Source organism: Natronococcus sp. A-GB1, assembly GCF_029688845.1.
Lineage (GTDB): Archaea > Halobacteriota > Halobacteria > Halobacteriales > Natrialbaceae > Natronococcus.
This window is the reverse complement of sequence record NZ_JARUKW010000019.1, coordinates 57,919-79,896: the sequence shown is the minus strand read 5'-3', so window position 1 is coordinate 79,896 and position 21,978 is coordinate 57,919. Positions and strand designations below refer to the sequence as shown.

Sequence of the window (21,978 nt, the reverse complement as noted above, 5' to 3'; positions counted from 1 at the left end):
CTCGAAGTACTCCTCGTCGATGAGTTCCAGCGTTTCGTCGTCGAGCTCCTCCGAGAGGTTCGCAAGGTAGCCGTTCTCGATGAGCACGTTCGTCCAGCCGGTGTCACACATCATGAGATCCGGCTCGCTCTCGCCGGCCTCGATCAGCTGCGAGTAGGTGTCTCGCTGGTCGCCGGTGTCGTCCGACTGGGAACTGAAGCTGATCTCGATGTCCTCGTCCAGCCCGTTCTCGTAGAGCAGGTCGGGCATCCCGTCCTCGACGTCGTCGATGGTGGTCGACCCCATCGCGATGACGACGCCGTCGCCGTCGTCGTCGCTGTCGCCGTAGATACAGCCGGCGAGGCTGACCGTCGCGCCGGTTGCACCGGCCGCGGCGACGAACGTCCGCCGCGAGACGCTGGATTCGGATTCGGTACTCCCCCGTGAATATCTACCACTCATGAACGAGAGTATTGAATTGTACCTATTTATAATTGCTGGGTTAGTACAACGGCTGTAGTTAACTTCTCTCGGCCGCGCCGGGGAACAAGGCCGAATCGATCCTCGAGCCGCCGCGATGCGGGCAATCGGCACGACCGATCGCGGTTACGCCGACGGATCGATCCCGATTCGGACCGCTTCGACGTCCTCGATTATCGCTCCCCAACCGCCGACGGTGTAGCTCTCGGTCCCGCTCTCGAGCGTGAAGCCGGCTTTCCCCGCGAACTGGGTGATCGGTGTCGAACCTCCATCGTCGCCGGACGTTCCGGAGTAGGTGATGTCGGTGATCGTGCCGGAAACGGTGATCTCGCGGCCGGTGTCCGTCTCGAACCCCTCGACGGTGGCCTCGACGCGCCGACCGTCCTCGAGCAGCGGCTCGACTCGACGCAGACACTCGCGGATGTCGACGTAGGTGGTCGGAGGTCGATCGTCCCGGGCCGAGTAGACGGGCTCGTAGACGTCCCAGAGGCAGGTGCTGAAGTACCAGTAGAAGACGTAGGTGTGGGTGCGGTCGTTGACGAGAACACCGTACTCGTTCGCCGAGTGTCTGTTCGGGGCGAAACACGTCCAGGAGCGGTCGACGAGCGCCACGAACGGTGCGGGGATCCGGCGGTACCGGGCCTCGGTACACGTCCTGGCGAGACGCTCGGTTGACGGCAGTGACGACTCCTCGGCCGTTTCGGGAAACAGACACACCTTGACGTTGGCGCCGTTCTCGCGGGCCGCCTCGAGTGCACCCTCGAGCGCGTCGAACTGCGCGGGAGTGAGCCCGATCTGCACCTGGTGGTCGGCCGACCGGACGAGTTCGTCCGCCCTGGCGAGGACGGTGTCGAACCGTTTGACGATGCTGACGGCGTGGTCCTCGATGTCGGGGCGGGTCCATCGGGTTTCGATCTCGTCGGCCGCGCTCTCGAGACGGGTCGCCCGCGACCGGAGGTCCTCGAGGACCTCCGTGGGGTCACGCGCCCGCGCCTGAAGGCTCTCCTGTTCGTACGTTTCGACGTAGCCGCGTTCCTCGAGCCCCCGGAGCACGTCGTAGATCCGCGGGTCCGGCACCGAACTCGCCTGGGCGACGTCCGTTGCGGAGGCGGAGCCACGCTCGAGGAGGGTCACGAAGGCGTCGGCCTGGTACGGCGAAAGCCCCGCCTCCTCGAGGGTCGCCACGAGCTCGTCGGGATTCATCCGGCGACCACCGGACGGGCCACTCGTCGAACGTATCGATCAGACGGGGATCCGCATCGAATCCTTCGCGAACAGCCATTAGCCCCCCATCGAACGCGCCCCCTGTATCGTGTGACCGATCGTCGCATAGGAGTGATATACAACAGTAATTGTAAAAAAGACTCTCGTTGTCGCTACACTGAAGGCGATTCGGTCGGAACGCGACCGTATGACCTCCCTCCTCGAGCGGATTCGACGCCCCGAGTATACCGGTTCGAACCGATGTTGGCCCTGTACGATCACCAACGGTGCGCTGGTCGCGGTCGCCGCCACTGCGCTCGCTCTGATCCGCCGCCGCCGACTGGCCGCCGCGGTCGGGATCGCCGGAATCGCTTCGATCGGGCTCCGTGGCTACGTCGTCCCGTACACGCCCCGCTTCGCGCCGCAGCTCGCGGCCGTGCTTTCGCTGGACCCCCACGACGCCGACGAACCCGGCTCGCTCTCGGGCGTCCCCGGCAGCGACGAGGCTGGTGGCGACGACGCGGTCTCCGGCGAAGCGGTTCTCGCCGCGCTGGTCGAGGCGGATGTCGTCGTCCCCGACGGCGAGGAGCTGCGTCTCGAGCCCGCGTTCAGATCGGCCTGGCGCGACGAGATGCGGTCGCTGCGCGACGACGACCTCGAGGCACTCGCCCGGCTCGCCGATCGACACACGGCGCCCGAAACCGACGTCTGGGTCGGGAGCAGCTTCGGTCGGTCCTACCTCGTCCTGCAGGGCGAGGGCGGCGGCATCGTCACCCTCCGTCGAGAGATCGCGGTCGCCGAACTCGGCGCCGCACGCGCCCTCGAGTCGCGGGTCGACGACCCCGCGATCCGCCGCGCGGCAGGCCGACCGCTGCGCTCGCTACTCGAGACGTGCCCGCTCTGTGAGGAGTCCCTGGAAATTACGCAGGCGACCTGCTGTGGCGAGGTGACGCCGATCGGCTCGCTGCCGTCGGAAAAGCTGTACTGTCCGGACTGTAACGTCCGGCTGTTTACGTTCGACCGGGAGCGGTAGCGCTACTCGGCGTCCCTGATCGCCCGAACCGCCCCGCGATCCGGCAGCGCCGTCATCGCGCCCGCGGCCGTCGTCGCGGTCGCGCCGACGGCGTTGGCGAACGCGAGCGTCTCCTCGAGATCCTCGCCGTCGGAGAGCGACGCGATCGCACCGGCGACGAAGGCGTCGCCCGCTCCTGTCGTGTCGACGACGTCTACCTCGTACCCGGGATGGCTGGCGGGTCCGGACCACGGCGCGTCCTCGTCGGCGACGGCGACCGCGCCCTCGCCGCCGCGAGTCGCGAGGACCGTCGACGGCCCACCCTCGAGGGCCAGGGCGTTGCGAGCCATCCCTTCGACGTCGTCGCCGGCGAACCCGAGCACCTCGAGTTCTTCCTCAGCGGCCTTCAGTACGTCGACGTGGGCCAGCGCCTCCCGAACGACCTCGCGAAACTCGTCCTCGGGCCACAGCTCCGGTCTGGCGTTCGGGTCGAACGAGACCATACAGTCGTTGGCGGCGGCCCGCTCGAGCAGGTCGAGCGTCGCCTCCCGCGAGGAGCCCGCGGAGAGGGCAACGCCGCCGGCGTGGACCCACTCGAGGTTCGCCAGCGCGGCGTCGTCGATTCGGCCGGGCTCGAAGCGGGTGTCGGCGGTGTCGTCGCGGTAGAACGAGAACTCCCGATCCCCCGTCTCGTCGTGGGTGACGAACGCGAGCGTCGTTTTCGCGTCGGGATCGCGCTCGAGAAAGCGGTCCGGGAGCCCGTGTTCGTCGAGGGTCTCGACGAGGTAGCGGCCGAACGGATCCTCGCCGACGCGGGTCCAGAACAGCGGCGTCCGCTCGAGGCGCTCGAGGGCGACGGCGACGTTCGCGGGCGCGCCGCCGGCCCGTCGGTCGAAGCGCTCGACGCTCGAGATCGGCCCCGGATGCTCGGGCAGAAAGTCGATCAGCGTCTCGCCGGCGACCAGAATGTCGCGAGTCATGGGCTTCCGTTCGTCCGCCGGGTGATAATGTATTGCGAAGCGGGGCGCCCGGTCAGAAGATCAGTAGCAGGCCGATCACGACGACCGAGACGTACGCCGTGACGACGGCGGCGTAGGTCGCGAACTCCCGCCAGTCGAAGCCGTAGATCGAGAGCACGCTTGCGAAGAGGAACGCGAGCCAGAGGTTCGAGACGCCGGCGCCGTACATCGTCGCGACCAGCGCGGGCACGCCGTCGATTCCCGCCGCCGCCACCGCGGGCCCCTGGAGCAGCCAGAGCGAACCGGGATCGGGCACCAGCAGGCCGAGCGTGAACGCGGCGACGTAGGAGCCGACGTACGGCAGCCCGGTCGCCGTCAGCGCGTCGCCAAGCGGCGCGTACAGCGCCGCCTCCGTCAACAGCGCGAACGTCGCCGCGTATAGCAGGAACGGGATCGCCATGTGGTTGGCCCACCGTGTCGCGTCCTCGGTCTTCTCACGAAACGCCATCGGCGGTCCCTGCACGGCGAGTCCGACCACGACCAAACCGAACGCCAGCCAGGGCAGGGTCAACGCGCCGCCGGTACCGAAGTGCCACCCCAGCGAGGCGATCCCGATTGTGACGACGATCCAGGTCAGCGACTCGGCGTTCTCGAGGCGGTCCCCGGGCTCCCAGTCGACGGGATCGCGAACGGGCGCGTAGTGGTCGAAGGTTTCGCTGATCGAGCCCTCGAGGATGCGGTCCCGGTCCTCGAGCGGTTCGATCTCGCCGTCGTCGTCGGGCGCCAGCCACACCAGCAAGAGCGGCAGCGTCAGGACGAACAGTATCGTTGGAGCGAGGTTCGCCGGGTGGAGGAGGAACTCGCTCATCCCGATCGTCCCGACGTCGTCGACCATGAAGTTCGCCAGCCCGGTGTCGTCGGCCGCGATCAGGGCGCCGGGACTCGAGGGGCCCTGGTTGGCGACGACCAGCGCCAGCAGCCCGCCGGTCAGCACTGACGGGTAGTGAACCGCAGTGCCGCTCTCGCGGGCGCGCCGACAGAGCCGCTGGCCCAGCAGGATGCCGCCGATCAGGCCCAGCGCCCAGTTGAGCCAGCCGAGCGCGAGCGAGACGGTTGCCGTCGCGTAGATCACGCCGGCCTGACTCGTCGGCAGCGAGGCCGCGAGACGGTCGAAGGCGGCGCCGACCCGCGGCGACTCGACGGCGGAGGCGCTGAGGATCCAGTAGAGGAGCAACAGCATGTGCAACGCGAACAGGTCGTAGACGTAGAACCCGCCGCCGAGCAGCTCGAGCTGGGTCGTCGCCTCGAGTTCGGGAACGGTGGCGACCATCGCGAGGACGGCCAGCAACAGCGCGCCGACCAGCGATTCGGGGAAGTACTTTCCGAACGTCGGGACGAACGCGGTTCGGAGATCGGTCTCGGTTTCGCGGTCAGCCTCGGCAGCGTCGGCCCCGTCGGCGGGCAGCTCGTCCTCGGCTGGGGTTGGTTCTCCCGCCATCGTGATCACCCGAGTACCCCAATCATGAGCGCACCGGTTCCCATCACGATCCCCGAGAAAACGAACAGTACGGCGACGTACCCCATCATATCACGGATGGTGAGTCCGGCGATGCCGAGCACCGGGATCGCCCAGAACGGCTGGACCATGTTCGTCCACTGGTCACCCATCGCGAACGCGATCATCATGTGATTCATCTCGGTGCCCTCGATCGACTGGGTCGCCGAGGCGTAGATCTCGCCCATCACGACCCACTGGCCGCCCCCGGAGGGGACGAAGAAGTTGACGATCCCGCCCGAGACGAACACGAGCGCGTACCACGTCGTGTCGGTGGCGTAGTGGGCGGCCGTGTTCGCGATCAGTTCGACCAGCCCCGAGAACACCATGATCCCCATGATTCCGCCGTAGAACTGGAACTGGATGATGATCTGGCTGGCCCCGCGGATCGCCTCGTGAAAGACGTCGATGTAGCTTCGCAGCGACATGTGCGCGAGAAAACCCAGCCCAAACATCGCCGTGATGAGGACGTTGATGTCGAGGACGTCCATGAACGGCTGGGTCGAGAACAGATAGAGGAGGTAGGCCCAGATAGCGGCGCCGACGCCGACACAGACCAGCGTGCTGTCGAGCACGGCCGCCTTGAGCCGCGAGTCCCGCAGCCGGTGGGGACGCTCGCCGACGTCGCCGCCCTGCGCGCCCTCGCCCCGAGCGGCCCGCAACTTCTCTTCGGGGACGGTCGTGACGTTCTCCCGATCGGGTGCCATCAGCGGCATGAGGACGACGACGACCGCGACGACGGCGGCGACCAGCACGAGGTTGATCGGGTGGAAGATCGTCTCCGAGACCGGAATGACGCCCATCGTCTCCTCGGCGAAGTGGCTGTCGGTCGCGACGAGTAACAGTGCGGCGCCGGAGAGCCCCTGGTGCCAGGGCAACAGTCCCGCGTAGGCGGCCGCGACGAGCAGCGGGTAGTGGACGTCGGTCCCCTTCTCGGCCATCGCGATTCCGACCTCACGGGCCAGGATCGCCCCGGCGATCAGGACGACGCCCCAGTGGAACAGCCCCAGGAGCTGGCCGCAGAGGGCGACCACGAAGATCGCCTGGGTCTGGCTGTTCGGGATCGAGGCGATCCGTCGGAGTCCGCGTTTGATCGGCGGCGAGTCGGCGAGCGCCCACCCCGTCAGCAGGGCGAGGGAGGCCTGCGTCGAGAACGTGATAACCTCCCAGAACCCCTCTCCCCAGTGGGTCGCGACGCCGACCGGGCCCTCGTCGGTGACGACCACCGCGATGACCATCGTCAGCAGGGTCAACAGCAGCGCGAAGATGAACGCGTCGGGCAGGAACCGCTTGATCAGCCTGCTCGAGACCTCGCCCAGTTGTGTGAAAAAGCGCCCGAAGACGCCGGATCCCACCGCACTCATCGTTCGATCCGGGCGGTTGCCTTCGGAGCCCGTCGCTCCGAACCGGCTCGACGATAGCGGTCGTGATTCGGCACTGTTATCTGCTTGCTACCGTCTCACGAAGCCGCAAAAAGATACAGCCTGATTCGGAGTGTTGCCGGCTCTCCGATCCGAGATTGGCGGGACGTACGACCTACTTGAACCCGCCCCGGTGGGTGGTCTCCTCGAGCGGTTTGCGCCCGCTTGGCTGCTCCTGGTCCCGGTAGTCGTCCCCGAGCGTCTCCGGTGGGGCGCGCTCGCCGAGCGCGAACATCGCCTCGACCTCGTACTCCTCGGGAACGTCGAGTTCCGCCGCTGCCTGCTCGTAGTCGAAGCCGGCCATCCCGCGGACCGCGAGTTCGCGGCGGGCGGCCTCGAGCGCGAGGTTCTGCCAGGCGGCGCCGGTGTCGTAGGAGTGGACCGAGACGGGTTTGTCGTTGTGGTCGAACGTCGTCTTCGAGACGACCACACAGAGCACGGCGGCGTCGGTCGCCCACGCCCGGTTCCCCTCGACCAGCAGGTCGAGGAACGTCTCCCACTCCTCGTCCTCACGGGTCGCGTACACGAACCGCCAGTGCTGGTTGTTGAACGACGACGGCGCCCAGCGGGCGGCCTCGAACACCGGCAGGTACTCGGCCTCCTCGAGCGGTTCGCCGGTCATTGCACGGGGCGACCAGCGGTTGACGAACAGCGGGTCGATCTCGTGGTCGGGCTCGCGGTGGTCGGCGACCTCGTCTCGGATCTCGCGTCTCTCGGTAGACTCCTGCATGCTCGGGTGAAGACGCTCGCGACACATGACCGTTCCCGGACGCTCGGGTCACCCGGTAACGTTGCTGCCGTCGGCTCGTGTTCACGGCACTCTCGGCATCGGTAGCGCTGCCCGAAGCGCCTTACGAACGCTGCTACGCTCCCAAGCGGAAAGAAACTACAGGCGCACGATTACGGTCGACGGGTGCCGGCTGGGCGACGTTCGCGCCACCGACACCATCATTTCTCCCAGTCGATCGCGTCCGTCCGTTCCGCCTGCCGAAGGATGAACGGCCCGAGCGAACCGGTTCGCTTCGAGATCGTTGCGATTCGCAGGACGTAGGCCGCGAGGAGGAAGAAGGGCACGAGCGTGATCGTCGTACTGGCGCTGACGACCCACACCATGTTGTCCACGCCGAGGAACGTCCCGGGGACGGAGTCCGGCTCGAGGTACAGTACCGTCGCCGTCGCGACGACCACACCCGGCAGCCCGGCGTACAGTATCGAGCGCGTGAGGCGGACGAGCTCCCACTGGAAGTACAGCGACTTGAAGTGCTCGAGAGCAGGGCCGAACAGCCGAAGCACGTCGATCAGTTCGTCGAAGGTCTCCAGTTCCTCGTCCCCGAGGCTGTCCTCGTGCTCGTGTCGAAGCCGCCGCACCGCGTAGATCTTCCAGGAGTAGTTGTAGTTCAACCCCGACCGGAGAACGCCGAACTCGCCAAACCTGGAGGTCTCGAGCTGCGAATAGATTTCCTGGGAGTTTCGGCAGACGTTCTCGACCAGCCGATCGGTTCGACGCCGAAGCCTCTCGTCTGCGTTGTCGGCGACGGTCTCCTGGAGCGCCTCGGCTCGTTCGCTGCTCGTCTCTACGAGCGCCTGCAGGAACTGTGAGGGGTCGGGCGGACCGACCGTTCCGAACAGCTCCTCGACGCTGCGTCGGTACTCCATCGCCTCGTTCATCCACGCCTGCTGGTCGCCAAGCCGACCGAGTTCCTGTGAGAGCACCAGCTGGTTGATCGAGACGACGAGCGTCACCCCGGTGAGGGTTGCGGCGATCAGCGCCTGGAACGCCGTATCTACCGGCGAGCCGTTCGCCATCATCTCCCGGAGCGGCAGGGCGATCGCTCCGAGCGCGACGAGCAGTGCGAACGCCGTGGCCGAGAGGAGTCCCGCGAGCAGCCACCGGTTCGCGTCGAGGAGGATCCAGTGGGCGATCCGACTCTCGCCGGTTCGGCCCCTGAGCGTATCCGTCGACAGCGGGTTCTCCATACCCCTCGTTCACCCTCCAGCGGAAAAGCGGTTGAGCTTGGAAGCGGAACCCGCGGGCGTCGAAACGCTCCCATCCGTTCGGCTAAAAATCGCTGCCCGTCGCTCGAGCCGTCAGTCGTCGGCTGGCGCCGGCTCGCCGCGTTCGACGTCGATCTCGCCCGCGTCGAGGGCGGCCTCGACGTTGCGGGCCGCCTCGACCATGTTCGCCATCTTGCCGTAGGCGACCTCGCGGGGGAGCAGCTTCACGCCGCAGTCCGGCGAGACGACGAGCTGTTCGGGTGGAACGACCTCGAGTCCCTTCTTGATGTTCTCCTCGATCTGCTCGACGGACTCGACCTCGCCGACGTGGACGTCGGTGACGCCGAGCGCGAGATCCGCGGTGAACTCGGGATCCTTGAACACGTCGAGCTGGTCGTAGTCGCCGTTGGCGAGCTCGAGGTCGAACTCGTCGACGGGGAACTCGAGGATCTCGGGGTAGATGCGGGAGTAGTCGCCGTAACAGACGTGGAGGCCGATTCGGACCTCCTCGGGAATGTCGGCGACGATGTGCTCTAAGGCCTCGCCGACGATGGCGTGGTCGTCGGGCGTCGTCGCGAGCGCGGGCTCGTCGATCTGGATGTAGCGGGCGCCGGCGTCGACGAGCTTCTCGATCTCCTCGTTGACGAGGTCGGCGAGCGCCAGGGTGAGCTCGTCGTCGTCGTCGTAGGCCTCGTTAAAGGACCAGTTCGCCAGCGTGTAGGGGCCCGTGATCGGGACCTTGACGGGGCGGTCGCTCGCCTCGGCGACGAACTCGTACTCGTCGACGAGCCAGCTATCCGTATACTTGACCTCGCTTACGACGCTCGGCTTGTCGAAGTAGTTGTGTCCCCAGACCTTGACGGGGCCGTTGAACTCGTAGCCCTCGATCCGGTGGGCGAAGAACTCGACCATCTCGTTGCGCCGCATCTCGCCGTCGACGACGACGTCGAGGCCCGCGCGCTCGTGTTCGTTCGTGATGAGCCGGGAGGCGTCGTCGAGCGCCTCCTGGTAGTCGTCGTCGTCGAAGCTGTGGTCGGGATCCTGGTAGAGCTCCTTCGCGCGGTTGAGCCACTTGGGCTTGGGATAGGAGCCGACGACGGTCGTCAGCAGGAAGTGGTCGTTTTCGTGGTTCTCGGGTCGGAACTGATCCTTGTTCTCGTTGCTCATGCGGCTTTCACCTCCGCGAGGTCCGCGGCTTCGGCGAGGACGGCGAGTTTCTCCTCGAACTTGGCGTAGGGGAGGTAGAACGTCTCCGTGTTCGTCGTCAGATACACCGTCTCGAACTCCGAGACGGGAACCTTGTCGTACACCCAGTCGACGCGGTCGCGGATCGCTTCCGGATCCTCGACGAGGGTGTTCTGGCCGTCGGCCAGCCCGAGCGAGAGCTGGTCGGTCGCGCCGTACTCCTGGAGGTTGTAGACGTTGTCGTCCTGGTTCGCGACGAAGTCGAAGCCGACCGCGTCGATATCGGCGTCGAGCAGGTGAGCGTACACCTTCTCCTCGAGCGCACCCCAATAGGGCTGGACGACGACGTCGGCGTCGGTCGCGCTCGCGACGGTGTCGATCGCCTCGCTGGCGCGCTCGTCGACGCCGTCCTCGGGAGCGTTCTCGACGAGCGAGGGCTCGAGCAGGAACAGCGTCTCGTGGTCCGGGAAGGCGTCGACCTCGCCAGCGAGGAACTCGCCGACCGCGGCGAGGAACTCCTCGTCGTCGCCGTAGTGCTCGTCGGTCGCGAGGTCGGCCAGCGAGTAGGGGCCGGGCAGAACGGCCTGCAGGTCGTCGTCGCCCGCAAGCTCCGCGGTGGCCTCGAGTTCCTGGGCGACGTCACCCGAGAAGTCGAGGTCGCCCTGCACGACGGGGTCGCGGTAGAAGTTGTTGTTGTCGTAGTAGCGGACGATCCCCTGGGTGTCGACGGCGTCGTGGACGGCCAGCGGGTGGGCGAGCATGTCGTCCCAGCGGAGCTGGCCCTCGCTGACTCGATCGAGGCCGGCCTCCTGCTGTACACCGATCACTTCCTCGCGAGCCTCGTCGTAGGCCGCGGTGATCTCCTCGCCCTCGTCGCCGCTGACGAGGTCGCCCTTCTGGTGTCCCTTCAGGTCCGAGAGGTCGTCTTTCGCCCAGTCCGGGAGCGGGAAGAGCCCCGGCGTGGTCGAGACGTATTCGGTCATCGTGAGCGCGGCTAGGCTATGCCGATGCTTAATATTTTCCATACCGCTTGATACGTGGCAGTAATTCTTGCAGGTGCTTCGAGCTCGACCTATTCGTAGCCGGCGACGACGACACGGACCAGTGGCGGGAGTTATGCTCTCGGCCCACCGATCGCGGGTATGGCTCTCACCGTCGACCACGTCCCGTTCGCGTTCGCGGATCTCGAGGCGATCACCGCGGAGTTCGAGCGACTCGGCCTCGCGCCCGAGTACGGCGGCGCCCACGACAACGGCGTCACCCACATGTCCGTCCTCGGTTTCGACGACCGATCGTACGTCGAACTCATCGCCGAACGCGACGAGGGCGACCACGACTTCTGGCCCGAGCACATTCGCGCCGACGCGGGGCCAGCGGCGTGGTGCGTCCGGGTTTCCGACGTCACCGAGGAGTGCAAGCGACTGCTCGAGCGCGGCATCCCGGTTCGCGGTCCCCTGCCTGGCGGTCGCGAGCGCGAGGACGGTACCCTCGTCGAGTGGGACCGCGCGGAGTTCGGCCGACCCGATCGACGGCTGCTGTTCCCGTTCGCTATCGCAGATCGGACACCCCTTTCGTACCGGGTCGAGCCCTCGCCGAGCGTCGCCGACGGGCCGCTCTCGGGGATCGATCAGGTCGTCCTCGCCGTCTCGGATCTCGAGGACGCGGTCGAGACGTTCGAGGCCGCCTACCGGTTCCCGACGCCAGTTCGTGAGGACGTTCCGGAGTTCGGTACCGTCGCCTCCGTCCCCGGCCAGCCGGTCGCGTTCGCCGCGAGCGAGGACGGCTGGCTCGCCGATCGGCTCGAGCGCTTTCCCGAGGGCCCGTGTAGCTGCCTCCTCGCGACCGACGACCTCACGGCCGCACGCGAGACGTATCCGCTGGGCGACCCCCTCGAGTGGCCCGACGGTCGCGTCGCCTTCTTCGACTCCGAACTCCTGGGTCGGCGACTGGGCGTCGTCGAACGGGTCTGAGGACGGCGAATCGTACCCGAGGGTCGCCGCCTACTCGAGCGCCATCAGCGCGACCTCGTTGTCGCCGACGTCCGCGACGACGTAGAGCACGCCGTCGTCGAGCACCGGTCCACGACCGACGGAGCCCTCGAACTCGCGTTCGAACCGGACTGCCGGCCCGTCGCTCGGATCGCCGGTCGGCGCGGGGTCGAGCGCCCAGAGGCGGTCGCCGCCGACGAACACCGTCTCGCGGCCGACGGCCGGCGCCATCCGGCTCGAGTCGCCGATCCCGAACTCCCAGCGCTGCTGGCCGGAGTCCGCATCGGTCGCGCGCAACGTGCTTCCGGCGACGGCGAGGACGAGGTCGTCCGCGACGGCGAGCCCCGTCGAGACCTATCCCGTTTCCGCGGACCAGGCCGTCTCCGAGACGGTATCGCCGGTGTCGTCGACCGTCAGCGCGTACGTCTCGCCGTCGTGGCACGGAACGTAGACGACGTCCTTGTCCGCCGTCGGCGGACCGCTTGGACGGGCCGGTAGCTCCCACCGGGCGTGCGCGACGCCGTCGTACAGGACGTACACCATTCCGGCCTCGGTCGCGACGGCAACGCCGCGAGGACCCGCGTAGGCCGGGTGGTCGAGAACCTGACCCAGGAGGTCGCGTTGCCAGCGCTCGGAGCCGTCCCCGGGGTCGAGTTCCAGAATCCGTTCACCGACGCCACAGAACACCTCGTGGCCCCTGATCGTCGCCGGCGCCGTAACGCTGCCCGGCGCGTCCAGCTCCCGGCTCCAGATTTCGTCGCCGGTGTCGGCCTCGAGGGCGAAGACACCCTCGTACGTCGAGACGTAGGCGATCTCCTCCAGAATCAGCGGCGGTTTCTCCACGTCCTAGAGCGTCCACAGTTCGGTTCCGTCGTCGGCGTCGAGGACGCGCAGCCCCCGGTTTCCGACGAAGTAGACGCGCCCGTCGGCGACGATCGGTTCAGCGAAGCCGATCTCCGAGACGTCGACGCGCCAGCGTTCCGAAACGCCGTCGACCGGCGCCTTGCCGTCCCCGACGGCTCGCGTGTTGGCTGCGTTACAACCGAAACTCGACCACGAGCCGTCGGCGCCGTGGACGTGGCGGTTCGGGTCGGGGAGTTCGTCGAGCCCGACTGGGGCGGTTCGCGGGGCTCCAGCGATTCGTCGGTCTCGTCGCTCGTAAACTGCGAACAGCCGGCGAGCAACGCGCTGCCGGAGCCGGCAGCCGCGAGAAACGCGCGTCGCGAGGGAGTCATCGTGTTCCCCCTGCTGGCGTAGCGAGCAAGTGCTTTCCGTTCGCTACCGTCAGCGAAACAGCTCGAGTACCGTCAGCGTCTCGAACGGAAACGAGTGGTCGGCGACGGCGGCCGCGCTGAAGCCCGCCTCGCCCGCACGCTCGACCACTGTGTCGACGTCGGTGAGACTACTGACGAGCAGGTAGACGACGCCGTCGGGAGCGAGTACACGGTCGACCTTCGAGAGGAACGGGTCGATGATCGCACGGCCGTCCTCGCCGCCCGAGAGGGCGCGTTCCATCCAGTCGTCCCACTCGGTGTCTGGGTCCGTCGGTAAGTACGGCGGGTTGAACGCGACGACGTCGACGGCCTCGTCGGCAAACGGCGAGACGAGATCGGCGCGAACGGCCTCGAGTCCCTTCTCGCGGGCCTGTCGAACCGCGTGGGGGTTCAGGTCCGAGGCGATCACGCGGGCGTCGGTCTCCGCGGCGATCCGGTCGGCGACGTAGCCCGAGCCGGTGCCGACCTCGAGGACGATCCGTTCGCCGTCGCCACTGTACGAATCGCTTGACAGCCGTTCGCAGACCGCCTCGGCGAGTAACTCGGAGTCCTCTGCCGGCTGATACACGTTCGTCTCGAGACCGCGTCGTTCGCTCAGATCCATTTATTCGCCCTCCTGTGGTGGCGTCTGCCGTCGGTCGTCGGTCGGTTCCCGATCCGTCCGCGTCATCGCTGCCGGTTCGCCCTCGTCTGCAACCCGGAAGCCCCCGGTTTCGGCCCGTCCCGAAAGCTCGCGCTGTGGGTACGGGATCTTGATACCCGCGTCGTCGAACTCGGCCTTGATCGCGTTGATCGCCGCCGTCCGGGCCTCGACGTGGCGCTTGGCGCTCGGCTTGTCGATCCAGAAGCGAACTCCGAGGACGATCGACGAGTCGCCAAACGCCTTCGTGACGACCTGTGGCGAGGGGGCGTCGATCGACTTCTCGAGGTCGGTGACGGTCTCCCTCGCGAGTTCGCTAGCCTCCTCGACGTCCGCAGCGTAGTCGACGCCGACGTCGAGCTCGACCCGGAGTCGGCCCTGCTTCGAGCGGTTCGTGACGACTTCCGAGGCGATCACGTCGTTGGGAATCATGATGAACTCGCCGTCGAACGACCGGATGCGGGTGTTGATGATCGAGATGTCGGTGACGATCCCCTGATCGCCCTCGACCTCGATCCAGTCGCCGATCTCGAACGGTCGGGCGAACATCAGGACGAACCCGGCGAGGATCGTCCCCAGTACCTGCTGGGCGGCCATTCCGATGATGATGCCGAGGAAGCCGGCACCGACGAGCAGCCCGCCCAGGTCGTCGATCCAGAGCGCGAGGATCACGATCACCGACACGGAGAGGATGATTACCTGCGAGAGCCGGTGGGTAACCTCGCGCTGGTGGTCCGTCACCGCTGACGCCGATCCGAGCACCTCGTCGATCAGGCGGTGGACGACCCGCGTGACGATCAGCGCGGAGACGGCGATGACGAACGTGACGACTGCGCGGGCGACGGCGTCGCCGCCGATATCGTACTCCGTGGCAATAAACCGAAGCTGATCGGTCTGTCCCCAGACGCCGACGATCGTCGCGAGCGCGAGCAGGAAGGTTCCGACCAACACCGCCGTCGAGACGATGTCGCTGTACAGCGGTCGTATCCGCTCCTCGAGTCGTTCCTGGAGGCGCTGAAACGAGAGCACGACGGCGACGAGCGCACCGATCGCTACAAGCGTCACCGCGATCCGGAGCGGCGTCGCCTGAAAGATATCGGCCAGCCAGTCCAGTCCCGTCGTCTCGGTCATCGTTCCGTTCTCGAGCGAGTCGGCGATCCAGCTACCTGTATCCGTCGGTCAGTTCGTTTCGTGAGCCGTTCCGATTGGATTAGCCGTCCACCGGCTCGCCCACCTCGAGGGCCAGCGTCGCCAGTTCGGCGAACTCCGACGGCGTCATGGCGTCAGCACGCTTTTGCAGGAGGTCGTCGTCGGCCGCCTCCACGACCGCGTCGGGGGCACCGAGGTTCGTGATGTGGGCCGTATTCCGGATCGCGTTCCGGATCGTCTTCCGGCGCTGGGTGAACATCGCCTTCACGAACCGCAGGAAGAAGGCCTCGTCGTCGACCGCGTAGTCGGGCTCACGGGGCTCGAGCCGAACCACGGCGCTTCGAACCGCTGGCGGTGGCGAAAACGCTTCTCGGGGGATAGACTCGACGAGTTCGGGCTCGGCGTAGTGCTGGGTCGACACCGAGAGCCGCCCGTATTCCGATGTCCCCGGATCGGCGACCATCCGCTCGGCAAACTCCTGTTGGAACATCAGGACGAGGGGGCGCTTCTCGGGTAGCAGTCGGAACGTGATCTCGCTCGAGACGCCGTACGGAAGGTTCGAAACCGACGCCGAGAAGTCAGGGAGGTCGACCTCGAGGGCGTCGCCCTCGAGCACGGTTAGTCGTCCGTCGTCGATCTCCTCGGCGAACTCCTCACGGAGAAAGGCCGCGAGCTCGCGGTCGCGCTCGACGACGGTCACCCGATCGGCGACGGCGAGCAGCCGATCGGTCAACGCTCCCGTCCCGCCACCAATCTCGAGGAGGTGGCTCGTGTCGGCGTCGATCTCGGTGAGGTAGGTCGGCAGGCGATCGAGCACGCGGTCGTCGACGAGGAAATGCTGGTCGCGGTCGGGATCGCCGCGAACGCCCGCGCGCGCGATCAGCCCGTCTGGATCTCTCATTGCCGAGGCTAGTGTCGGGTTCGGTGTAAACGCACCGTCTCGAGCCGCGTTCAGGACCGGTCACGGACGTAGGTAACCGGACAGGGCGCGTTGAGCATGATCTTCTGTGCGGTGCTGCCGAATACGGCCTTCCCCGCCGGTGAGCGCTTTCGGCCGCCGACGACGATGTTGTCAGCGCCGGTCTCCTCGGCGATCCGGAGGATCTCGGACTCGGGGTTGCCGACGGCTGCCCTGATTTCGACGTCGACGCCGGCTTCCTCCAGACGATCGACGATCTCGCCGATCGGCTCGAGATCCTCCGCGATCTTTTCCGCCGGCAGGTCCCGGCTCTGTACGTCGAACCCGATCTGTGCGACCGCGTACGGGTAGTTCTGGCCGTCGACGTCGTGTTCGTCGGCACCGACGACGTGTGCCACCACGACCGTGGCACCGGCCGGCTCGGCGACGTCGATCGCATGTGAGACGAGGTCGTCGACTCGTGCGCTATCACTCGTTCCAACCGGAAGCAGGATCGTGGAAAGCATTGCTGCTACTTCTCACGTTTCTATGTTAAACGTACTGGATAACGCAGTTGCGGTGCCGAGCGGCCGTATCCCTCGTCCCGTTCGGGCCACCCGGTCGAACACTCCGTCTCCGTCCCGGCGGCCGGTCTCGTTTTACAGAGGTTCGAGGAGAAAGCCCACGACTTCAGTCGTGGGAGAAGTCACTCCTGGTTCTGATCCTGCTGGCGGCCGACGAACGTGCGATACTTCAGGTCGTCGTCGCGAAGCTCCTCGAGGATGCGCTCGACGAGGATGTCGCTTGGGTCGTGGAGGCCCGAGACGCGTTCGGAGAGCTCCTCGAAGCTCTCGAAGGGCTTTCGCTTTCGCTCGTCGAGGATGCCGTTTCGCAGCTTCTTCCCGATCCCCGGCAGTAGATTGAGCTGGTGGAGCCGCAGCGTGATCGGCTGGGCATCGTTGTAGAAGTCGACGAACCGCTCCTCGTTCTCCTCAACGAGGTCCTCGACGACGTACTCGAGTTCGGTCTGTGCACCCGATGAGAGCGCTCCGTACTCGACCTCCTGGCAGTCGACGACGACGTCGCGCTCGTCGGCCGGCTCGATGACGACCTCGCTCCCGATGGTGAGCCGGGTGTCCTCGTCGAACGCGACCTGGTAGAGTCCGAAGTCCTCGACGTCCAGTGCGTACCCCGCCGGCGACTTCGCGTACTGCGGTCGGCCGTCGTCGGAGAGCCCGTGTGCGAGGTAGTCCAACACGACTGCGCGTCGAACGTCCGTCTCGTCGCTATCGACTTCGCTCATTGGCCGAGGCTACGGCGACGTTACACTTAAAGAATCGGCCCGCCGTCAGGCGTACTTCGCGACGACGTCGAGGATCTCGTCGAGTTCGTCGCCCGACAGCGAGTAGCGCTGCTGGGCGTACACCGATCGGAGCTCGTCCCGGTTGCGGGGCAGGAGGTCGGTGATCTTGTAGGCGGTCGGCTCGTCGACGTACTCGAGTTCTTGTAACTCCGCGACGAGTTCTCGAGATTCCTCGGGCTCGAGGACCGCAAAGCGGTTGGCGTGTTCGATCGCTCGCGCGAGCTCGTAGCGCAGCTCGCGGTCCTCGTCCATCGCGCGCTCGGTCTCGATGTCGGCGAGCAGTTCCTTCGTTTCCGAGACGGTCAGGAACTCCTCGTCGACGATCTCTTTGAAGATCGTCATCGGTTCTCAGACCTGAACTTCGTCCTGGTCCTGTGCGCGGAGGTGGGCGGCGGTGACTATCACGGTCTTGTCCTTGCCGCCGTCGGTGATCTGCACCTTGAAGGCGTTGCCCTGTTTCCCCAGGACTTCGCCGGTGAGACCGTCGAAGCGGGGGTGGAAGCGTCCGTTCTGGACGCTGGGGTCGATCTTCAGGTGGACTTTCTGTCCCTCGTCGTACTGCTGGATCGCGCGCTGGGGCGGCGAAGCGCCGCGGTCTCGTGGATTGTTCGAGAGCTTGTCCCGGGTTCCTTGGCGAGGTCCATTAGAGTTCGGCATAGTCGTACGGGCCTCTTACCTCGTGACAGTTATAAAACGCACGTTCCCAGTCGATCGGTCGGCCATCGCGTCCAACTCACCGATCCGAACACAAGTATAATCTGCCCGGACGACGCGGAACCAACCATGAGCGACGACGAGTTCCGGTTCGAGACGCGATCGATCCACGCCGGACAGGAACCCGACGAGGAAACGGGCGCGCTGATGACGCCGATCCACGCCAACTCGACCTATCGGCAGGACGCCCCCGGCGAACACCGGGGTTACGAGTACTCCCGAACCGGCAATCCTACGCGTACGGATCTCGAGGAAAACCTCGCGAGCCTCGAGAACGCCGACTACGGGCGGGCGTTCTCCAGCGGAATGGGATCGATCAACACCGTCCTGAACCTGCTCGAGTCCGGCGACCACGTCGTGACGGGTAACGACGTCTACGGCGGCACCCACCGTATCTTCACGCAGGTGTACGAGGACTACGACATCGACTTCACGTTCGTCGACATGACCGACCTCGACGCCATCGAGTCGGCGTTCCGCGAGGAGACGGAACTGCTGTGGCTCGAGACCCCGACCAATCCGCTCATGTCGATCGTCGACGTCGAGGCCGCTTCCGAGATCGCCCACGCCCACGACGCGCTGTGTGCGATCGACAACACGTTCGCGACGCCGTACCTCCAGCGCCCGCTCGAGCTGGGTGCCGACATCGTCTCGCACTCGCTGACGAAGTACCTCGGCGGTCACTCCGACGTGGTCGGGGGCGCCCTGCTGACTAACGACGAGCAACTCGACGAACGGTTCGGCTTCTACCAGAACGCCGTGGGCGCGACGCCGGGTCCCTTCGATAGCTTCCTCGTCCTTCGCGGGACCAAAACGCTGCCCGTCCGGATGGATCGCCACTGCGAGAACGCCCGGCAGATCGCCGACTGGCTCGAGGACCACCCGGATGTCGACCGCGTGTACTACCCTGGACTCGAGTCCCATCCCGGCCACGAGATCGCCCGCGAGCAGATGGACGACTTCGGCGGCATGCTCAGCTTCGAACTCGACGCGAGTCTCGAGGAGACCAGCGAGGTCGTCTCGAACACCGAGGTCTTCACCCTCGCGGAGAGCCTCGGCGGCGTCGAGAGCCTGATCGAGCAGCCCGCGCCGATGACCCACGCCGCGATCCCCCGCGAGGAGCGACTCGAGGCCGGGCTCACCGACGGCCTCGTCCGCGTCTCGGTGGGAATCGAACACGCCGACGACCTGATCGCCGACCTCGAGACGGCCATCGAATCGACGCTGCGCTGATCGGCCACAATCCTTTCGTCCCGGCGTCTCGAGCCACCGGCCATGAGCACCGACAGCGAGGACCCCGGCGTCTACCTCCTGCCGATCGCCGTCGACTACGGCGGCCGCGAGCTGACGATCACCCCGACGGCCGTCGAGACCGACCGCGGGCTGGCGTTGATCGACGTCGGCCCGCCCGGCGCCGTCGACGGGCTCCGAACCCACCTCCGCCAGCTCGGCTTCGAGCTCGAGGACGTCTGGTGCGTCCTGGTGACCCACCACGACGGCGACCACGTCGGCGGGCTCGCGGAACTGCTCGAGCACACCGACGCGATCGTCGCGACCCACCCCCACGAGGCGCCGTACGTCCGCGGCGAGCGGGCGCCAGTCAAGGGCGACGCCGACGACTACCGCTCGGTCGGGGTCGATCTCGAGCTCGTCGACGGTGCCCGACTGTCGACGGTCGCGGGACCCATGGAGATCGTCGAGACACCCGGCCATTCGCCGGGACACGTCTCCGTCCACTTTTCGGACCACGACTTGCTGCTGGCCGGGGACGCACTGGTCGCCGACGGATCGGCGCCGCTGTCGGGCCCGAAACCGGAGTTCACGCCCGAGATGGAGCGCGCCGCCGAGTCGGTCGGTCGGCTCGCCGACCTCGACGTCGAACAGGTGATCTGTTTCCACGGCGGCTACGTTGAGGCCGACGACGAGCGGATCGCGGAGATCCACGCCGAACTGCACGAGTAGGTCGGCGATCGCGTTCGGTGCGACTACGACTATGCTGTCCGCCCGAGTAGGGACGACTCGGCATGTCACCCGAGCGGGCGTCAGTACGGATCGCGTACGCGGCGACCGTCTGGTGGGTCGCGTTCGCGTCGCTCAGCTTCTACTGGGCCGCCGGCGGAACGGTCGGGCTCGCCACGCTCGGCGAGGGGATCCGTTCGCTCGCCGCGGAGCGCGATTCCTGGTTCGTGGCGACGGTAGCGGCGACGGGCGTCCTGAAACTCGTCCCCGCAGCGCTCGCGCTCTCGCTGGTTCGCTCGTGGGGAGATCGCGTTTCGCTCCGATGGCGTCTCGCCGCCGTCGGCGGGCTGGGCGTCCTCTCGGCGCTGTACGGCGGGATCGGGATCGCGACGAAGCTACTCGTTCTGGTCGGCGTCATCGCTCCCGACGGAATCGACCCGCAGGGGTTCTGGGGACACCTGCTCCTCTGGGATCCCGTCTGGGTCATCGGCGGCGCCCTGCTGTGTGCGGCAGCGTTCTCGTCCCGCACCTCTGCCCGCAGCGAGTCGCGGTTCACTCCGTGACGATGTGACCCTCGAGGTAGTTCTCGATTTTGTCGTTGCTCGACTGGACTCGCTTGCGGAAGGTGAGGACCCGATCGCCGTTCTCCCAGCGATCGTTCTCGATCTCGAGGGTCAGCCCCTGTTCGCGGAGGTGCTCGAGCAGCGCTTCGACCGTTTCGGAACTCGCGCGGACGGTGTGGCGTTCGCCGACCGTCCCTCCGTTGTCGACGGTGTCGATGGCCTCGCGCATCGACAGCAAGATCGCCTCGCCCAGGTCGTGGGCGCGCTCGCGGGCGTCCTCGTCGCTCCCGTCGACCTCGATCGTTCGGAACCCCTCCCGCAACAGCCGTCGGAACATGAACGGCTGCCCGTAGTCGAACGGCAGCGAGAACGCGTACGCGAGGTCGCTGCGAGTCGAGGCCGACGTCGTGTACTTCAGCAGCGTCGTCGCGTCGGGCGAGCGCATCACGACGCCCTCTCGGTTCTCGGCCTCGAGCTCCTCGACGATCCGAAGCACTTCGCCTGCGGCCTCGTCGACGTCGTAGCTGCCGAACAGTCGGGTCTGGGGGACGCCGTACCGATCGTAGTGCTCGCGGCGCGCCTCGACGGCGAGGGGCTCGCCGGACTGTCGGTCCCGCCAGTCGAACGCTCGAAACGCGAGCGAGTCGACCTCGGGGTAGTCGTGGGCGGTGTAGGGGTTCTCCGGTCCGATCATCTCGCCACAGACCATCGCCTCCGGGTGGTCGTCGAAGAGGTCCTCGAGATCGACCAGACGCTCGAGGATTCGGGTCGTAAAGGGACAGACCATCCCGCTGCGGGTAAACGCCAGCCGCTCGCCCTCGAGGCGGACGACCCGGACGTTGTAGCCGTTGAGCTTCTCCTCGACGGCGACTCGATCCTCGAACTGGGTCGGGATCCCGGTCTCGAGGACGAGGGCCCGAGGAACCTTCGGGAACCCGCGGACGACCTCGCCCCCGATCAGGACGGTCCCTCGCTCGATCCCGCGGCGGTAATCTGGAACGTGACGGTACTCCCGACCCTCGTAGCTGCGGTTCTCGAGGTGCTCCTCGAGGCCCTCGAACGCGGATTCGCCGATCCCGAGCGGTCGATGGTACTCGGTATCACTCATCATGGAAGAGTACTACGGCGAGCGAAATAACTGCCGGGGCGCTCGAGGAGGGCGGACGAGCGGGCCGGCTACAGCTCCAGCCCGCAGTGGGTACAGGTCGTTCGACCTGGATCGTTCGGGGCACCGCAGTCGGCACAGTTCACGGTCGAGCTGGCGACTTCGTTCCCCGTTTCGGCTCGAACCGGCGCACCACACTCGCCGCAGTACCGGATCGACTCCCCGGGCTCGGCACCGTCGGCGTCGAACTCGAGGGCTGTCCCACAGTGGGTGCAGTAGTTCGGCCAGCCGGCACCGTCGTCGCTCCCGCCTCGCCGTCGTTCCCGATGCACCTGCACGACGCCGACGACGAACAGGATTCCGAAGGCGACCCAGCCGATCGGACCCAGCGCGAAAAACGCCGTGAACAGCACGTAGGCGAGCGCGAGGAGGCCGATCACCTGGAGGGCGGTGTGAACGCTCATATCGATCGTGTCGAGTCGCTCCGGATAAGTTTTCTCTCCGAATGGGGTCCCGAAGCGGAATTCTCATCGGTA

The 21,978-nt window shown here is 66.7% G+C and carries 26 protein-coding genes and 1 pseudogene; 6 read left to right on the top strand and 21 right to left on the bottom strand.

The window, feature by feature from the left end:
* Together QA600_RS19110 and QA600_RS19105 are read right to left on the bottom strand one after the other, a co-directional pair.
* Positions 1-441, bottom strand: a pseudogene (locus tag QA600_RS19110) (twin-arginine translocation signal domain-containing protein); the annotation flags it as partial.
* 144 nt (positions 442-585) lie between these two features.
* A complete protein-coding gene (locus tag QA600_RS19105) occupies positions 586-1,662 on the bottom strand; it encodes a TrmB family transcriptional regulator (RefSeq protein WP_278293517.1) in 1,077 nt (358 codons plus the stop codon).
* A gap of 208 nt (positions 1,663-1,870) precedes the next feature.
* Here QA600_RS19105 and QA600_RS19100 point away from each other — a divergent pair, with 208 nt between their 5' ends.
* Positions 1,871-2,695, top strand: coding sequence for a hypothetical protein (locus tag QA600_RS19100; RefSeq protein ID WP_278293516.1), 825 nt, complete (start codon positions 1,871-1,873; stop codon positions 2,693-2,695).
* Positions 2,696-2,697: 2 nt separating this feature from the next.
* Here the strand turns inward: QA600_RS19100 and QA600_RS19095 are convergent, their stop codons facing one another.
* From QA600_RS19095 to QA600_RS19065, 7 genes are all read right to left on the bottom strand, one after another.
* Complete coding sequence (locus QA600_RS19095) at positions 2,698-3,654, bottom strand: carbohydrate kinase (RefSeq protein WP_278293515.1); 957 nt, start codon at positions 3,652-3,654, stop codon at positions 2,698-2,700.
* A gap of 52 nt (positions 3,655-3,706) precedes the next feature.
* The gene (locus QA600_RS19090) at positions 3,707-5,131 is read right to left on the bottom strand and encodes a TIGR00366 family protein (RefSeq protein ID WP_278293514.1); all 1,425 of its coding nucleotides are present in this window, start codon (positions 5,129-5,131) and stop codon (positions 3,707-3,709) included.
* A gap of 5 nt (positions 5,132-5,136) precedes the next feature.
* Positions 5,137-6,552, bottom strand: a complete 1,416-nt coding sequence (locus tag QA600_RS19085; protein WP_278293513.1) for a TIGR00366 family protein — start codon at positions 6,550-6,552, stop codon at positions 5,137-5,139.
* 172 nt (positions 6,553-6,724) lie between these two features.
* A complete protein-coding gene (locus tag QA600_RS19080) occupies positions 6,725-7,339 on the bottom strand; it encodes a nitroreductase family protein (protein WP_278293512.1) in 615 nt (204 codons plus the stop codon).
* 218 nt (positions 7,340-7,557) lie between these two features.
* Positions 7,558-8,586: a hypothetical protein gene (locus tag QA600_RS19075; protein WP_278293511.1), complete on the bottom strand. Its 1,029-nt coding sequence runs from the start codon at positions 8,584-8,586 to the stop codon at positions 7,558-7,560.
* A 111-nt stretch (positions 8,587-8,697) separates the two neighbouring features.
* Positions 8,698-9,771, bottom strand: a complete 1,074-nt coding sequence (locus QA600_RS19070) for a methionine synthase (protein ID WP_278293510.1) — start codon at positions 9,769-9,771, stop codon at positions 8,698-8,700.
* Positions 9,768-10,772: a 5-methyltetrahydropteroyltriglutamate--homocysteine methyltransferase gene (locus QA600_RS19065; RefSeq protein WP_278293509.1), complete on the bottom strand. Its 1,005-nt coding sequence runs from the start codon at positions 10,770-10,772 to the stop codon at positions 9,768-9,770. Before QA600_RS19065 ends, QA600_RS19070 begins: the two co-directional genes overlap by 4 nt.
* 159 nt (positions 10,773-10,931) lie before the next feature.
* Here QA600_RS19065 and QA600_RS19060 point away from each other — a divergent pair, with 159 nt between their 5' ends.
* Positions 10,932-11,759: a VOC family protein gene (locus QA600_RS19060; RefSeq protein ID WP_278293508.1), complete on the top strand. Its 828-nt coding sequence runs from the start codon at positions 10,932-10,934 to the stop codon at positions 11,757-11,759.
* Between the two features lie 30 nt (positions 11,760-11,789).
* Here the strand turns inward: QA600_RS19060 and QA600_RS19055 are convergent, their stop codons facing one another.
* The 3 genes from QA600_RS19055 to QA600_RS19045 are packed head-to-tail and all read right to left on the bottom strand — an operon-like array spanning position 11,790 to position 12,713.
* Complete coding sequence (locus QA600_RS19055; RefSeq protein ID WP_278293507.1) at positions 11,790-12,074, bottom strand: PQQ-binding-like beta-propeller repeat protein; 285 nt, start codon at positions 12,072-12,074, stop codon at positions 11,790-11,792.
* A 57-nt stretch (positions 12,075-12,131) separates the two neighbouring features.
* Complete coding sequence (locus QA600_RS19050; protein ID WP_278293506.1) at positions 12,132-12,620, bottom strand: PQQ-binding-like beta-propeller repeat protein; 489 nt, start codon at positions 12,618-12,620, stop codon at positions 12,132-12,134.
* 3 nt (positions 12,621-12,623) lie between these two features.
* Positions 12,624-12,713: a hypothetical protein gene (locus tag QA600_RS19045; protein WP_278293522.1), complete on the bottom strand. Its 90-nt coding sequence runs from the start codon at positions 12,711-12,713 to the stop codon at positions 12,624-12,626.
* Between the two features lie 135 nt (positions 12,714-12,848).
* Between QA600_RS19045 and QA600_RS19040 the strand changes: the two genes are divergently transcribed.
* Positions 12,849-13,034: a hypothetical protein gene (locus tag QA600_RS19040; protein WP_278293505.1), complete on the top strand. Its 186-nt coding sequence runs from the start codon at positions 12,849-12,851 to the stop codon at positions 13,032-13,034.
* Positions 13,035-13,061: 27 nt separating this feature from the next.
* Here the strand turns inward: QA600_RS19040 and QA600_RS19035 are convergent, their stop codons facing one another.
* From QA600_RS19035 to QA600_RS19005, 7 genes are all read right to left on the bottom strand, one after another.
* Positions 13,062-13,655, bottom strand: coding sequence for a HemK2/MTQ2 family protein methyltransferase (locus QA600_RS19035; RefSeq protein WP_278293504.1), 594 nt, complete (start codon positions 13,653-13,655; stop codon positions 13,062-13,064).
* Entirely contained in the window at positions 13,656-14,822 is a 1,167-nt protein-coding gene (locus QA600_RS19030) for a mechanosensitive ion channel family protein (protein ID WP_278293503.1), read from the bottom strand.
* A gap of 79 nt (positions 14,823-14,901) precedes the next feature.
* The gene (locus tag QA600_RS19025; RefSeq protein ID WP_278293502.1) at positions 14,902-15,741 is read right to left on the bottom strand and encodes a 16S ribosomal RNA methyltransferase A; all 840 of its coding nucleotides are present in this window, start codon (positions 15,739-15,741) and stop codon (positions 14,902-14,904) included.
* A 50-nt stretch (positions 15,742-15,791) separates the two neighbouring features.
* On the bottom strand, positions 15,792-16,265 hold the full coding sequence (locus QA600_RS19020; protein WP_278293501.1) for a universal stress protein: 474 nt from the start codon (positions 16,263-16,265) through the stop codon (positions 15,792-15,794).
* A 179-nt stretch (positions 16,266-16,444) separates the two neighbouring features.
* A complete protein-coding gene (locus QA600_RS19015) occupies positions 16,445-17,041 on the bottom strand; it encodes a DUF655 domain-containing protein (RefSeq protein ID WP_278293500.1) in 597 nt (198 codons plus the stop codon).
* Positions 17,042-17,086: 45 nt separating this feature from the next.
* Complete coding sequence (locus tag QA600_RS19010) at positions 17,087-17,443, bottom strand: RNA polymerase Rpb4 family protein (RefSeq protein WP_278293499.1); 357 nt, start codon at positions 17,441-17,443, stop codon at positions 17,087-17,089.
* A gap of 6 nt (positions 17,444-17,449) precedes the next feature.
* Positions 17,450-17,758, bottom strand: coding sequence for a 50S ribosomal protein L21e (locus tag QA600_RS19005; RefSeq protein ID WP_005560014.1), 309 nt, complete (start codon positions 17,756-17,758; stop codon positions 17,450-17,452).
* 126 nt (positions 17,759-17,884) lie between these two features.
* On the opposite strand from QA600_RS19005, the gene QA600_RS19000 reads away from it, so the two are divergent.
* From QA600_RS19000 to QA600_RS18990, 3 genes are all read left to right on the top strand, one after another.
* Positions 17,885-19,048, top strand: a complete 1,164-nt coding sequence (locus QA600_RS19000; protein WP_278293498.1) for a cystathionine gamma-synthase — start codon at positions 17,885-17,887, stop codon at positions 19,046-19,048.
* Between the two features lie 42 nt (positions 19,049-19,090).
* Positions 19,091-19,777, top strand: a complete 687-nt coding sequence (locus QA600_RS18995; RefSeq protein WP_278293497.1) for an MBL fold metallo-hydrolase — start codon at positions 19,091-19,093, stop codon at positions 19,775-19,777.
* 62 nt (positions 19,778-19,839) lie between these two features.
* On the top strand, positions 19,840-20,337 hold the full coding sequence (locus QA600_RS18990; protein WP_278293496.1) for a DUF3995 domain-containing protein: 498 nt from the start codon (positions 19,840-19,842) through the stop codon (positions 20,335-20,337).
* Here QA600_RS18990 and QA600_RS18985 read toward each other — a convergent pair.
* Together QA600_RS18985 and QA600_RS18980 are read right to left on the bottom strand one after the other, a co-directional pair.
* Positions 20,327-21,445 carry an RNA ligase gene (locus tag QA600_RS18985; RefSeq protein WP_278293495.1) on the bottom strand — a complete coding sequence of 373 codons (1,119 nt, stop codon included), beginning with the start codon at positions 21,443-21,445 and terminating at the stop codon, positions 20,327-20,329. The two genes, QA600_RS18990 and QA600_RS18985, sit on opposite strands and share 11 nt — an antisense overlap.
* A 68-nt stretch (positions 21,446-21,513) precedes the next feature.
* The gene (locus QA600_RS18980) at positions 21,514-21,906 is read right to left on the bottom strand and encodes a zinc ribbon domain-containing protein (protein WP_278293494.1); all 393 of its coding nucleotides are present in this window, start codon (positions 21,904-21,906) and stop codon (positions 21,514-21,516) included.
* Positions 21,907-21,978: the final 72 nt, after the last annotated feature.